Raw genomic sequence first — 15,005 nt, 5'->3', positions numbered from 1 at the left:
TCGCTGCTGACGCTGGTAGCGCCTGGTGACCACGTGATTCCGATGAATCTTTGACCAACACCTGAGTTCAGGCGCTAATGTGCCGACATCACCATAGAAGCAGGGGAACTCACGTGAATCTTGACCCGTCACAGCTCTTCGACGACTCGGTCACCTGGCTCCTCCAGGCCCTCAAGGCCGGCACGGGCGAGGGCATCAAGGCTGCTGTAGCGCGGTGGTTCTCCCGGGGGGACGATGATGCCGAGCAAACCGTCCTCAGCCGCCTGGACCGCACGGCTGACGTGCTTGGCGCTGCTCCCGAAGGTCCGGAAGGCGAGGGCGTACTCAATAGTCAGCATGAGCGTTGGGTCGGCCGGTTCGAGGATGCCTACAGTGACTGGGACGGCGACCAACAAGCAGTTGCTCTCGAGGAGTTGAGGTCTCTCCTTGAGGAGCACGCACGGGCCGTTGGCGCGCAGTCGGGCGACGGTGGAGTCTCAGTGGCCGGAAACATGAGTATCAAGGCCGAAGGCGGTTCCATCGCTGCAGCCATCATCAACGGCGGAGCAAGCATCGGCTCCCCTTCCTAGCCGACTTCGGCACAGAGCTGAACGAAGCCACGGCCACCTCCAGCCAGGCGCCAGTATTTCCGGACCTGGCTCAGCTCCCCTCTGATGCGCGTTTGATCTTTGCGCAGGATCGTTCTATGGCGGCCGAGAAGGTCGTCATCTACAACTTCCCTCCCTCCCACACGTCGGCGCCCCCGCTGCCAGCTGTCAGCAAGTCCTTCGCGTCCTGGGAAGTGGGTGAACTCAGTGTCAAACCATCCGTCGGGGAGGGGCTACCCCCGTACGTCGAGCGGGCCCACGACCTCGAGTTGCGTCAGTGCCTGAGAAAGATCAGGAACGGCTCCTCCTCAGTCGTTGTGATCGAGGGAAACTCCTGTGCCGGGAAAACACGCGCAGCCTACGAAGGCGCCGGTACAGAGCTGCACGACTGGGCGCTGCTCTATCCTCACTCAGCTGACGGCCTCAGGCAGGCGGCAGCAAAGGGGCTGGTCAGACCACGAACCATCATTTGGCTCGACGACGCCCACAGCACTGTCCTTGCCGATCGGGACGGCGAGGAGGCCGCCGCTCTGCTCCTGACGCTCAAAGATGCCGTGAGCCACCTGGCGATCGTGGTCACCATCTGGCCCGGCCACTACGAAATGCTCACCGGCGCTGCCCCTGCCTCCCAGGGGCAGGACCGCCTTGCTCGGCGCCGGACGCTTCTTCAAGCCAGCCACCGCGTCACCGTCCCCGACACCTTCACCGACCGCGAGCTCGATGACTTCCAACGCCGGGTCACCGACCCGCAGTGGGTGCAGGCGGTAGACAGCGCCCGCGGTACCCAGGAGTTGACCCAGACGCTGGCCGCCGCCGTAGAACTCATGCACCGCTACCGCCGCAGCGACCACCCCGGCAAAGCCCTGGTGACCGCAGCAGCTGACCTCCGCCGACTCGGAGTGCGCGAACCCATTCCAGTGCGCACCCTCACCGCAGCAGCACCCGGCTACCTGACCTCGCACGCACGCATGAAACTCGTCGGCGACTGGGCAGCAACCGCACTCGCCTGGGCACGAGAACCCTGCCATGGCGTGTGCCCTGCGCTGCCGCCCGTCCTGCACCCCGACGGCATCGGACCGGACCCGGATCGATGCGACCTCAATGACTATCTGGAGCAGCACATTGCCGAGGAGCGTGCCTTCACCGCCCCTCCTTCCCCCTTCTGGCAGGCCGCGCTGACGGCAGATCTCGGCGGTCTCTCCTATGCGAAGTTGGGCACCGCAGCCTTCTCCAGCGCCCGGTTCAAGATCGCTCGTGATCTTTACATCAAGGCACTCGAGCGTCACCACACACCGGCGTTCGGTGACCTCTGCGTCCTCTATAGCGAGACGGGAATGATCCACACACGGCGCGGAATCGACGAGCTCCTTGCGCTGTGCGAACCGATTGAGGACGGCGGCGAAAGCGCCTTTCATCTGGGCACCGACATCAGTTATGTCGCGACGGGGCAGGTGGACGCCGAGTACCGAGAGAGGAGTGTCGAACTCGCGACGGCGCTGCTCGAGCGCGCTGCTGAGGCAGGCCACGCGCTTGCTAGGACCGCCCTCGTCATGATGTACGAGGATCTCGGCCAGCTGGATGAGGCGGCCGCGGTGGCGCGGGTAGCGGATGCTTCAGAAGCCCAGCAGGAGCATCCAGCGGCACTCTTGCATCAGGCGGCGGAGGGCGACGCGGACGCGCTGCACGAACTGAAGAGGCTCGCGCACACCGGCGGACCCCGCTGGCATGCCCTCGTGGCCAGGGCCTTCGACGTGCCCTCACGTCTGTGCGCGTGGCCTTCCAAGCTGAGCAAGCAAGGGGAGCGGGACCTGGCCCGGCAACTTCTGGATGCCGGCGTCGCCGTGAAGTTCGCTGCCGCTCTGGGCATGTTGCTCGACTTCCTGGACCGCCCGGAGGATCAGCAGGAGGCAGCGGCCCTCAAACGTTCGGCAGCAGAAACCGATTCACACTTCTTGTTCCAGCTGTTCATGGAATTGTGGCCCGAGCGCCGACGCGAGGCACTCGCACTGCTCAGCAGAGCACGCCGTCAGTGCCGGCACGGGGCCGTGCGGACCGTCGTCCGGCATCTACACAAGATCCCCAGTGCACGCCACACCGCTGAAGACATCGCCCACATTCTGGCCATGAGAGACCGGCAACCCTGGGCACAGTACGAACTGGCCTTGTGGATGTACGAGCGACTCGAAACAACTGAGGAGGGACTGCCCCCGCTAAAGAGCATTCCCGACGAGGTGTTCGCGCTCATGGAAGCTGCAGCGGCTCATCACCAAGACGCACGCCGCTTGTGGGGACAGCTCCTGAGTCGCATGGGGAGGGAGTACGAAGCCCGCGAGGCCCTGTTCGCCGCTGTCGACAGCGGCGACTACACCATCGTCACGCACGGCGAACTCGGTGAGCACCTGTTCCCGGACCAGCCGAACAAGGCCGAGCAGTTGAAGATGTACGGTCTCACCGCTGAGGGAGAGCCACACGACGTCTGGTAGTCCAACGACCAGGCGCTACGGCCATCCACTGCTCGACCAGTTGCCCGCGATCGAGTCCGCTCATCCATCTCAGAGCCCGACTAAAGGGTGTTGCAGAAGCCTAGGATCAGGCAGGTAGGAGCGGTGTTCGGGCCTGCTTCTCGGGATCAGTCCGGAAGGCCCTACCCAATGGGCCCGCGTCGGGATCCGCTTGCCCGCTACCCGGCTTGCAGCGTACGAGCGCTTTGATCAAACGGGCATGCTACGGAGCCACAGGCCGCCGGTGTCAAACGCCCTTCAGGGTTCCTCCGCGCTCAGTAGGATCACCGGCAGAGTGGGGCGGCAGGCGCACGGGGTGGGGAGCAGCGGTATGGCAGCGGGGGGCTGGCGACCGTCGGCGGAGCGTGCGCGGCAGCGCCGGTCGGCCGCTGTGCGCAGGCGTGTGCACGAGAAGGCGTTGGTCGAGGTGCGCGGCTGTCTGCGGGACTGGGACGACGGCCGTGATGCGGCCCGCGAGGCCAAGGCCGTGGCCGAAACGATCATCGCGCCCGAGTACGAGGGCCGGGTGCTCATCGAGTTGTTGCAGAACGCGCACGACGCGCACCCGGCCAGAGCCACCGACGGACGCATCGAGATCCGGTTGGACGAGGACGAGGGTGAGCACGGCACCCTTTATGTGGCCAATCGCGGCAAGCCGTTCGGCGGCAAGAACTTTAAGGACCTGTGCAGCATCGCCCTTTCCAGCAAGCGTGCCGACGCCGGGATCGGCCACAAGGGCGTCGGTTTCAAGAGCGTGCTGCACCTGTGCGACGCGCCCGAGGTCTACAGCGTGGCCAGGGAGGGGTCCCGGCTCCTCGACGGGTTCACCTTCCGGTTCGCCCGGGTCGATGACTACGACGCGCTCGCCCGGGAGGTGGCGCCCGAACGCGATGGTTTCGCCGACTACTTGAAGGAGAACCTGCTCACGCTGAAGGTGCCAGTCTTCCTGGAGGAGCCGCCGAAAACCGTCCAAGGCTTCGCGCGCCGGGGCTTTGTCACCGTCATCCGTCTGCCGCTGAAGTCGGCCGACGCGCGCTCGGCCGCAAGGGCGCAGGTGCGGGAATTCATGGACGACAACGCCCCGTTCGAGCTGTTCCTCGACCGGCTGGAACGTGTCCGGTTGGAGTGGCGGGCCGCGGGGGAGACCCGGCGCAGGACGTATGACCGTCAGGTGGAGGTGCTGCACCACGCCCGTGGCCTGAAGGTGCAGCAGATCACCTTGCGTCGGCGGATGCGTCTGATCGTCGTCTGTGGGAAGGCCGACCCGGACCGCGCCCGGGAGGCGCTCGCCGCGTCGATCGAGAAGAGCGGGATGCGACGCGACTGGATGGCCTGGGAGAAGAAGGCCGAGGTACGGGTCGCCGTACCGGTCGCAGATCCCCTACGGGACGGGAGGCTCTACGCCTTCCTACCGATGGGCGAGCAGATCCCGTCACCCGTCCGTGGCTATGTCCACGCACCGTTCTTCGCGGAGATGAACCGTCGTTCGTTCAACGAGGCGGTGCCGTGGAACGGCCTGCTGCTCGACACAGTGGCTGAGGTGTGCGGCCGCGCGGTGCTCGCAGCGGCGGACAGGCGGGCACCGATTCCGCCCGGCGCGCTCGTCGACCTGATGTGCTGGCAGCCCAAGGCACTGGCACGCCTGACGTCTGCCTTCCAACGGCTAGACAATGGCATCGCTCACGTGCCGTTCATCCCGGTGATCGGAACGACACCCGGGGCTCGCACCTCCCTGCACCGTGCCCTTCTGTGGGAAGGGAAGGACGGCTCCACGATCTTCACCCCGCACGCCGTCGCAGCCACGGGGATCACGGATCTCCTCGATCCGCATCTGCACCCCCTTCGGTTGCGGCGGCTGGCGTCCCTGGCCAGGAGCACGAGCACGCGCCTCGAACCCTCCACAGAGCGCCTCGCGTCGTGGGCGGAAGGGCTCGCCGGGGTCGCCGTACGTGACACCTTTGATCCCGGATGGTGGGCGGACTTCTACTACGACCTTTCCCAGGCGTTCCCCGACGGCTCGGCCCTGACCGGCAAGCGGATCGTCATTACTTCCAGGTCGACGACGGCACCGGCCGGCGCGGACGGCGTCTTCTTCGACCGCGACACCCCGCAGGGCGGCTCCCTGCCGACCCTGCCCGACGGCCTGTCCGACCGCCTGCACTTCGTGCACGAGGGCATCGCCTGGTCCGGCAAGGGCCGCAAGCGCAGAGCCCAGGGCCGCAAGTGGCTCAGGACCGCGAACCTCGTCCACGATTACGGCGCCGACCGGGTGCTCGCGGTCGTCGCAGCCGCACTGAGCGCGGACAGCGAGGACAACGGCGTACGCCTGGCCTGCCTGCGCTACGCCTGCGCGGTCTCCCACGCTCTGGAGACGGAGGGCCGCAGGGGTCCCGTCCTGGGAAATCTTCAGGTACTGACCCGGGCTGGCTGGATCGACGCGAGCCGCGCCATGTTCGGGCCGGGCTGGCCAGCAGAGCACTCCTCCGTCGACGACACCCTGACCCGATTCCTGGAGCGCGCCCGGGAACTGTCTCCCGTGCTCACCCAGACGGAAGGACGGCTCCTCGTCCGCCCCGACGAGCTGTGCGGTGACGCGATCCCCGTGGAGGCCATGCAGCGCTTCCTTGAACGGCACCACGTCGCTCACGGCCTCCTTCCCCGGTACGAGACCTTCCGCACCAGTGTCAGGGGAGACGCCCTCAACCGGCCCTCCCGTTTCTGGGCCCCGGACCGGCCGGATCTGCTGTCGAAGTGGCGGACGAGCGCCGAGCGCTGGCGGAACCGGCGTAGAGTCGGCTACATCAGCGTGGAGTACCACTCACGCTCCCGTGCAGCGGCCATGCTGCCCGGTCAGGACGACTACGCCGCCTTCTGCGAAGAGGACCGCAGACTCTACGCGGAGCTCATCGTGCACGGCCTTGCCTTCGCCTGGGCCGACTCCGCACTGGAGATGCAGTTCGTACGCCACAGCGATCCCGCCGGGACGCCCTGGCCCACTCCGCTGTCTGCCTTCCTCACCCACGCACCGTGGATCCCGCAGACGGCCGCCCCGAGCGCCACCTCGGAGGGGACCGTGTTCGCCACCGCCGGCACGGCCTGGTGGTGGCACGGCACGCAGTCCCCGCCCCAGTTCCTCGGCGTGGTGCCGGCTTCCTTGCGCAGCAGGCGGTCCGCCAAGCTCGTGGCACGGCTCGGCCTGCTCGGCATCCGCTCCTGGGACGATCCCGGCACCGCGCTCGACCGGCTCCGCCACCTGCCGGACCTGGTGCAGGCCAATGCCCACCTCAGGGAAGGAAGACTCGCGCACGAGATCGGACGGGAGTACGAGAAGGCGTGGGCGCAGCTGCTGCCGGCGGAGGGCGGGACGCGCACCGCTGACGGCGGGCAGCCCGCGGCGCCGCGCCGGCTGCTGGTGACCCGCGCTGGTGCCCTCGCCTCGCTGGACCCGGCGGAGACGGACGAGACGGTCTTCGTCCCGGATCCTGACGGGATCCAGAACCGAGCCCTTCTGGACCGGGTCCCCGTGCCCGTGATCCCGGTACGGGACAGGGCACTGGGCGGCCGGGTCCACGCCTTCCTCCAACGGAGGACTACGTTCGACGTCCAGCGGTGCGGCGAGGCCGCGCACGACATTCAGGCCGACGGATTGCCCGTCCGTGACGCACCGCACGTGCCGTTGACGGAGTACGCGGGATCCTGGCTGCTCACCCTGGTCGCGGCCCTGGTGGAGTTCGACGAGGAACGAGCGTCCCGTCCGGAGCCCGTGGCCGCGGCCGACGTGGCCGGCCTACTGCATCGCTGCGACGTGACCGTGGCCGGCGAGGCCGTCCTCTGGATCGCTGGCCACCGCCTCACCGAGCACGGAGCGGACCGAGCCCTGCTGCACCCGCACCCAGACCGGCCCCGTGTGGTCGTCGTGCACAGCGAGCCGCGTACCGGCTGGCGAGTGCTCCGCACCGCTGCCCCCGCCGTGGCTGCCCTCATCGGCGCACCTTACGTCGCAGACCCGCTGTGGAAGGCGCTGACCAAACTGGAGGAACGCGGCCTGAAGACCGACCACGTCCCGGAGGAGGATCTCACGGACGTCCTGGACCTGCGGCCGCACCAACTGCACGCCGTCCTCGCCGAGCGGGTGTCACAGCGTTCCGGCAGCGCGCGGCTTGTCCCCCTGCTCGCCTGCCTCGATCTCGACCTCGCGGAGCAACTGCGGCAACATGCCGACGACTTCTCCGACCGCGCCGCCCTCCTCACCTGGCTCACCGACCGGATCGGCGCACCGAACGCGGAGCAGCTCATGCGGTTGCTGGAGGACGACGACCGGGAACGGCAACTGAGCGCCATATCCGTGCCTCTTGCCGACGCCAACCGCGCATGGCGCGCTATGGGCCTCCCGGAGATCGACAACAGGGACCGGCATGAACGGCATTTCGCGGCATGGCTTCAGCGGAACCGTCCCGCGTTCGCCGAGCGGATCAGGGACGCCTATAGGGACGTCCACCGGTCCGGACGGTCCCTGGCCGGGTACGTGAAGCTGCGCGACCTCTCCCTACTGACGCCGGACCCGGCCTGGCACACGACGCTGTGGCATCTCTCCGACGAACTCCTCCAAGCCCACGCGGACGCCTGGCTGATGAAGCAGCTTCCAGCACCCTCGTCGACGTCACGCCCGCTGAGGCCGCTGGCCGAGGTACGCGAGGCATCCAGCACAGCGGTGCACAAGCAGGTACCACGGCTGCGGCAACTAATCGAGGAATGGGAGCGCCTCCATCCCGCAAGTCGCCCCACGGTGCTGCCCCCCGCTCAGGACGTCCTGCGGGAACTGGACGGCGACGGCCTGCTGGACTTCGAAGTCCTGTCTGTGAAGGCGTTGATCGCCTGGCTTAGGGCCCGCGGCCACTGGCCCCAAGATATGCCTCTGTCGGACCGGCGCGCGGACCTCGGACTGGCCGCGACACGTCCCCTGGAGCCCGCGGGGAGCACCGGCGGAGCCACGGGCGGGTGCGGACCCGGTGGGTCCGCACCCGGCCCCCATGTAATGCTGAACGGCAGGCCAGTGTCGGCCCTGCCCGACGACCTGGCGGCGCTCGCCCGCGAGGTGGCCGCAGACCTCACGCCTGAGCAGCGGTCCACCTCGGCTACGTCCGCCACGGCGCTCGCGCCCCGCATTCCGCAGCCACGCACCTTCTCGTCGTCCGGTGCAAGGTCGTACAGCGGTTCGTACCAGGTCCCCGCGAGCGACCAGGACCGGACATTGGCCGTGGGCCTTGCGGGGGAGGTGGCGGTGGCCGCGTGGCTGCAAGAGCAGTTCGGGGTCGAACCACAGGACTCTTGGAAGTCCGGCCTGCGAGTCCACGGGCTCGCCGGCGCGCAGCCGGGGGACGACCGGCTCGGCTACGACTTCCTCATCCACGACGGCGACGCGACCTATCTCTACGAGGTCAAGGCATCCACCGGCGACAGCGGCGAGATCATCCTCGGCGAATCCGAGGTTCGACGCGCTTCTCGCCTGAAGCCGGACGAGACGTACTTCATCGTGTACGTCTCTCACGTCCTCGACCGCGACCGCCGCAACATCACCGTTCTGCCCAACCCATTCGGCGCCCCCGACCTCGCTGGCTACGAACTGGTCAGCACCCAGCTGAGGCTCCGATTCAACCTCGGCTGAATCAACAAGTGCGCGCCCGGCTGGCCGTGGGACGACGGTGGTGGCCCGCTCCATCCAGGCGTTCCCGCCTTCGGTCTACTTTGCCGCCGAGTTCCTCGAACACCTCGTAGTGCAGGGCCTTCCTTCCTGGCCGGCTCGAGCCGCGGATCCTTGGGGCGCGCGTGTGGCCCGGTGACCTTCGCGAACAAGAACAGCGCCATCAGCCGTCCGGGCCGGCTCTCCAAGTCCGGCCGTCGCTCGCTCCACGCACGTTCCACAATGGCCGGGACGGCGAGGGAATGGCCCCGTAGCGTTGCCGCGTCCAGCCCTCGTGGCACTATGCCCCGGTCCTCCCAGTCGATCCTGTAGAACGCCGGGCCGGTCACGCTCGCCCACGTCAGGTCGGCATGGGCCGGCCGCCACTCCTCCACCGTCGTGTCGGTCACCTCGGGAAAGACCTTCTGGTCCCTTGGGGCCGATGGGGGTGCAAGCATGCGAATTCAGTGGAGAGCAGCGCCTGCTCCGAGCTGTCCAGGCGGAAAGTCCACCGAATCCAGACATCTGCTGTTCCGCTGTGGCAGATGCTTCGGAGCGGGCATGGCGTCGGGAATGACAGCGGTGCGTGCGGCTCGCTGCTGGGCACGGCTCTCGTGCACCCTAAGCCTGAGTACATTGACAGAGTCAACGCGTAGGCTTCGATCGCCGGCTGCGCCATGCCTCGGGTGCATCGTTGCCTGCCATATCCAGCTAGCGACCAGCACCGCCCTGACGCGTTCTGGCGTGCCGCGGTGATGCTGGAGGAGTGTTGCATACTGCTGCGCCCGCCAACGTCCTGCAGCCCAAGGTCGCCGACCACGAGCACATCACCGGCCCGCAGCCGTCATCTTCCGTGACGCCGACGGAACGTGGTGGCTCCGCGACCTCTTGGAGCAGAGCCTGTACCGGACGAGCGCGATACGGCTCGCCCGCGGTGCCTTCCACCGGGCGGTCGGTCCGTCCTGCTGGAGAAGTATCCGCAGCTCGCCCTCTCGGTACTGCTTCTGGCGGCCGGCGTGCTCGGCGGCGATTCGCGACGGTCCCGCGTGGAACTGGAGATCCTGCGCCCGGACGGGGTGTCCCTTGAGGAGTTCGATCCGGGCGATGAGGCCACGGTCGAGCACGCCCGTACCGTCCTTGCCTCGTACACCGTGCCTTGGTCCGCCGAGACCCGCTACGACGCGGTGCCCCGGCCCGGTTACGACTGCGCGGGCTGCGAGGCACTGTCCTGGTGTGCCACTGGTAAAGAGCGCGTGGCTGCCGCAGGTTGAGGGAAGTTCCCGTTGTCTCCGTCATGTTGCTCGTCGCACCACCTGGAGTGGAAGCCATGCCTGCGAGTCCCCTTGCCACCTTCGATTCGTCCGCCGAAACGCTCGATGCCTGGGCTGCCCATGACGGTGTGCCGCTGCTGGCTACGGTGGCCCGGGCCCTGTGTGTCCTGGATCACACCACTGGGTTGGATGCCTTCTGTCTTCCGTACCCTCCCGTCGTCCAACTCGCCCTGGACCGGGCGGTTGTCGCCTGGCTGCGCGGCGGACTCCGGCCACCCGCCTCACTTGCCGAACTCGTCCAGCGATGTGCCGACATCCCGTTGGAGGACTGGCCGCTGTCGCTGCCGTCGGACGCTGTCGGCCCGGACGACGTTCTGCTCGACCCGTACTCGCATCGCCCCACTCAGTTGTGCCATGAGTGGAGCGAATGGGAACGTTCGGCGTCCGACCCGGCTGTGCGGCATCGCGATCAGCAGGTGATGCGGACCGCTTTGGACCGCTGCCGTAGCCACGGAGAGGAGGACACATACACCGAGTTCCGTAGCCTTTTGGTGCGGCGGCCGGTGCTTACCGCCCAGGAACTCTTCGCCTTGCACGGCGACTTCACGCTGGAGCCGGTCTGGGAGCTCATCGACCTGATCTACCCGGAGGTCCCTCTTTCCTGGAGCCGGGACGGTTGTTACGCGGTGTGCGGTCGCTGCGGAACATTGCTGACGCCGCTTGCGGGCGGAGAGTGGTGGTGTGAGCGGGATCGCTGCCGACGGCAGGGAGACCCGCCGGTCGGCCGTCTGATCGAGGCGGCTCACGCCGGCACTTTGTACCAGCTGGAGCGCCCGCTGCGCCGACACGTCACCGGGCCGGGACTGGCTGAGGTGGAATTGGAGGACCGGCTCACCGGTCTGGGCCTCGACGTCACCATGTGGCCGGGTTTCGACTCCTACGACCTGCTGGTGGTCTTCCCCGACGGCCACCGCTGGGCCGTCGACGTCAAAGACTGGGCGCACCCGGCCTTCCTCGGCCGAGCCGCCCGCCCCGTGCGGCCCGAGCCTCCGTACGACGAGGCGTTCTGGGTGGTGCCTGTCTACCGGGTACGCGAGCGCCCCGGCTATCAGCAGGCGTTTCAGCGAGCTCGGCCCGCAGCGGCTGCTGCCGTACGCCTGCTCACCGACGACGAATTGATCCGGGCTGCCCGGCAGCGGCTGGCCGAGTCGCGCCGTGGCACCCGCGCCGAGAGCCAGGAGGGCACAGATGCGTGATGAGAAAGCCTGGTGCGAGGCTGTAGCGGGGGAGTTGCGGGACGAATGGCCCGAGGCTGGAGCCCCGGACGGGTTTGGCCCTGTCGAGTTGTGCCGCGTCGAGCTGGGGCTGCGGCTGCTCGAACGGCTTGCCCCTACGGCAGATGCCGTGGATGCCTATGCGCTGTTCGGCGGTTACCCGTTCGCGCAACACGCCGGGCTGGCGCAACATCCGTGGCAGCGCACGGCCCTCGCCGCCGCCCGGCACCTCCTGTGGCCGCTGCGGCGGCGCGCCTGGCGGCAGGCGCTGGACGCCTACCGGTCGGTCGCCAACAGGCTGCGGGCTTACGAGCTGCCGCCAGTCGGAACCATCGGCGGTCCCCGACCCGTGGTGCCGATGGTGGCCGGGCGACGGATGGACATCTACGACCGGGCCCTCAGCCGGCTGCCGGACCTGGTCACCCGTGCCCTCAAACCGGCCCCGGCAGGGACGAGTTCCTTCCAGGAACGCCGCCGCAACGCCTCGGTTACCATTCCCGAGGAACTCGTCCGCGCCAACCCACCCGGCCACGACCTTGCCGCAGGACGGCCCGGGGGCGGCGAGCCCCTCAGCGTGTGCCGTGCCGAACTGCGCGCAACGGCTCGGTGGATGGACGAGGCCGAGCGCGAGGCGGAGGTCCCGCATCCCGGTCACTGGGAACAGCGGCTGGAGGGGGTCAGGTTCGCGCCCCGGAATGCCGCGGGAACGGACTACACCGAGGCCGACGAGGTCGAACTGGCTGGCATGGTGCACCTAGCCGGCATGGTCGGTGCCGGCAAGAGCACGTTCATGATTCTGGTGGCCGTGTGGGCCGCCCGGCGCGAGATCCCGCTGCGCACCACGCTCGTCGTCGGAGACGTCGCCGAACAGCTACGGCTATGCAGTCTCTTCGAGGCACTCGACATCGCCGTCGCGCCGGTGCTCGGCACCACGACACGCGAGCAACACGTCCAGCGGCTGCACCGGCGGCTCTCCGCCCGAGGATTCGATAACCTCCTCGACCACGACGACCCCGGCTTCGACCTGCTGAGCACCGCCTGCGCAGTGAGCGGTCTGCGCGGCGTCGACGGCGATCCGCTGCAATACCGCGACGCACCATGCACCCGGCTGCATCCCGAGCCACAGCGCGGCCCAGCGGAACCGGAATCGGTCGTCCTGGAGCATTGGACTCCCGACCGGAGGAACACCGCACCCCGCCAGGCCCACGCCCCTGACCGCCTGCCCGGTCGCCCGCACGGTTGCCCTCTGTGGGCCGAATGCCCGCGCCACGCGGCTGCCCGCGCGCAGGTCGACGCTCTGATCTGGGTGGCCAACCCGGCCAGCCTGGTACAGAGCCAGGTGCCCGCGCAACTCAACGACGAGCGGCTGCGCCAGCTGGAACTGGCCTGTCTGCGCAGCGACCTGATTTTCGTGGACGAGGCAGACAGCGTCCAGATGGCACTGGACCGCCTCTTCACCCCCTCCGGCACGCTGGTTCGCCCCGACACCGACTCCTGGCTCGACCAGCTGAACCGTTACAAGATCGAGGAGCTGAGCAGGCGCGCCCGCCTGCCGCTGACCGACGGCCAGGTCGCCCAGTGGAACCGGGCACTGGGAACCGTCACCCTTGCCGTCGATCCGCTCTGCGCTCTGCTGATCAAGGACGAGAACCTCCGGGAGTGGGCTGATCCCGCCTACTTCAGCCCGTGGACCCTCCAGCAGAGTCTGCTCGACGACCTGTTCCGCGATGTGACCCGGCGCCACCGCGAAGGCGAGCAGTACCAGGTGGAACGGGAGGCGTCCGCCGCGGCCGACATGGCTGAGGACAGCGCTGACCTCTACGAGGGCTATGACGACGTGGCGCACGAGCCGGGCCCCTCCCCGCACCTCGCGCTCTCCCCGGCCCGCCGCCTGCTCGAGGAAGCCTGGGATGCCTTCCGCGACGATCCGTTCGGAGAAGGCGACGCCGCCGACCCGCTCACCGGCGTCTTCACCGACGCGGCCGACGCCCTCCTGCACCACATGGCAGCAGGCCGTACGAGGGATCGGGTGCGTGAGCTGGCCGGTCAGCTCGTCGACCGGGTGACGGAGGAAGTACGAGCCGAACAGCCTGCATTCACCACGCCCCCGCCCGAGCCGACGAAGGACTGGTGGGACGTCCTATGCCTGCGGCTCTCCTTCCTCCTGCTGCTCAGCACCCTCCACCACAGGCTGGAGCGACTCACCTTCCTATGGCCGCACGTGGAGGCCGCCCTGCGACTGGACTCCCAGGGCAGGGAGTTGGCCCGGCGCGTCCCGCTGGACTACGCCCCGCTGGTTCCCGAGGCGCCCATGGGCAACATCCTCGGCTACCAGTACCTCCCGGACGGCGAGGAACGCGATGACGCCGGCCGCCGCGGCGGCACCCTGCGCTTCTTCCGGTGTGCCGGAGTCGGGCGCGAGCTGCTGCTGAACCTGAACAGCCTCGGCGCCAACCCGGCCACCGGTCGTGGCGGCCCGCACGTCGTGTTGATGTCCGGTACCAGCTGGGCCGGCGAGTCCAGCCGCGCCCACGTCCGCGTCCCGGTGAGCCTCGTCCTCAAGCCCACCGACGTGTCCCTGGCTGCCGTGGCCCGAACCTCGTTCGCCACCCGTTTCCTCTACGACCGGGACGAGCGCCCGATGAGCCTCTCCGGCACACCGCCGCGCGACCGGCTCGCCCAGGCGGTCGCGATGGCCCGGCGGCTCGGCGAACCGGGCCCGGGCGGCTCTTCGGTGCTGGGTCAGGAGATCAGCCGTATCCCTGAGACGACGCGGCGGAGAGCGCTGATCCTCGTGGGCAGTTACCGGGAAGCCGCTGCGGTGGCCGAGGCACTGCACCGGTTCGACGCCTGGCGCGGCAAGGTGAGCGCGCTGATCCCGGACGACGAGGCCCGCGGCAGCGGCGTACCAGCCGGCACCGCCCCCGGGCAGCAGGACGAGACTCCGACGACACTACGGCGTGGCGACGTCGCCCGCTTCGCCGACGATGACACCGCAGAAGTCCTGGTCGCTCCGCTGCTGGCCGTCGAGCGTGGCCACAACATCCTCAACGAGGAAGGCAAAGCGGCCTTCGGCACGGCCCTGTTTCTGGTCCGCCCGCACCCCCGCCCCGACGACCTCGACCTGTCTGTCTTCGCGGTCAACGACTGGCTGAGCGGCATGCTCCGCGACCAACCGCGCCGCGACACCCTCGACGGCCCGCACACGCTCACCGAACTCATGGAGAAAGCGGGATCGCTGGACGAAGCGGCCGGAGCCCTGCGCCAACAGGGCCGCCGCGAATGGCGTCGGCTGCTCAACCGCAGGTACGCCTACAGTTCACTGCCCGCCTGGGAGAAGCGCGCCTTCGCCTGGGACCAACTCGTCACGCTCTGGCAGGTCATCGGCCGTCTGGTGCGCGGCGGAGTGCCCGCCCGGGTGGTGTTCGTCGATGCCGCCTTCTCGCCTCGCCTGGCGAGACAGCTCGCACCCGGCAGCACTGGCCAACCGTCCTCCGGGACTGATGTGCCCAGCACCGACGGCCTGCTCCACGCCCTCGCCGGCATCCTCGACCCCTACCTGACGGACCGGCCCGACATCGCCCCGCCCCACCCCGATCCGGCAGCTCGCTCTCTGGTCCGTCTCCTGTACCAGCCGTTCTACAACGCCCTCCGCACAATGACCCATCGCTGACTTCCCGACTCTGCTCGCG

At 68.5% G+C, this 15,005-nt stretch carries 6 protein-coding genes and 1 pseudogene; 6 read left to right on the top strand and 1 reads right to left on the bottom strand.

The features are described 5' to 3' along the window. Positions 1-113: 113 nt before the first annotated feature. The 3 genes from ACIGO6_RS27920 to ACIGO6_RS27910 all read left to right on the top strand — a co-directional run bounded on the left by ACIGO6_RS27920 (position 114) and on the right by ACIGO6_RS27910 (position 8,753). Positions 114-569 carry a hypothetical protein gene (locus ACIGO6_RS27920; protein ID WP_251098568.1) on the top strand — a complete coding sequence of 152 codons (456 nt, stop codon included), beginning with the start codon at positions 114-116 and terminating at the stop codon, positions 567-569. A 116-nt stretch (positions 570-685) separates the two neighbouring features. Continuing rightward, entirely contained in the window at positions 686-3,070 is a 2,385-nt protein-coding gene (locus tag ACIGO6_RS27915) for a hypothetical protein (protein WP_399881008.1), read from the top strand. A 349-nt stretch (positions 3,071-3,419) separates the two neighbouring features. Continuing rightward, a complete protein-coding gene (locus ACIGO6_RS27910) occupies positions 3,420-8,753 on the top strand; it encodes a sacsin N-terminal ATP-binding-like domain-containing protein (protein WP_399881006.1) in 5,334 nt (1,777 codons plus the stop codon). A gap of 122 nt (positions 8,754-8,875) precedes the next feature. On the opposite strand, the pseudogene ACIGO6_RS27905 reads toward ACIGO6_RS27910, so the two are convergent. Continuing rightward, a pseudogene (locus ACIGO6_RS27905) lies at positions 8,876-9,190 on the bottom strand (hypothetical protein); the annotation flags it as partial. 624 nt (positions 9,191-9,814) lie between these two features. On the opposite strand from ACIGO6_RS27905, the gene ACIGO6_RS27900 reads away from it, so the two are divergent. The 3 genes from ACIGO6_RS27900 to ACIGO6_RS27890 are packed head-to-tail and all read left to right on the top strand — an operon-like array spanning position 9,815 to position 14,986. Continuing rightward, positions 9,815-10,039: a hypothetical protein gene (locus ACIGO6_RS27900; protein ID WP_399881004.1), complete on the top strand. Its 225-nt coding sequence runs from the start codon at positions 9,815-9,817 to the stop codon at positions 10,037-10,039. Positions 10,040-10,062: 23 nt separating this feature from the next. Then, complete coding sequence (locus ACIGO6_RS27895; protein ID WP_385077268.1) at positions 10,063-11,295, top strand: hypothetical protein; 1,233 nt, start codon at positions 10,063-10,065, stop codon at positions 11,293-11,295. After that, entirely contained in the window at positions 11,288-14,986 is a 3,699-nt protein-coding gene (locus ACIGO6_RS27890) for a hypothetical protein (protein ID WP_399881001.1), read from the top strand. Before ACIGO6_RS27895 ends, ACIGO6_RS27890 begins: the two co-directional genes overlap by 8 nt. The last annotated feature ends 19 nt before the right edge of the window (positions 14,987-15,005 follow it).

Source organism: Streptomyces sp. NPDC053750 (assembly GCF_044544295.1).
GTDB lineage: Bacteria > Actinomycetota > Actinomycetes > Streptomycetales > Streptomycetaceae > Streptomyces.
The sequence above is the reverse complement of the archived record's forward strand: the minus strand, read 5'-3'. Positions and strand labels throughout refer to the sequence as shown.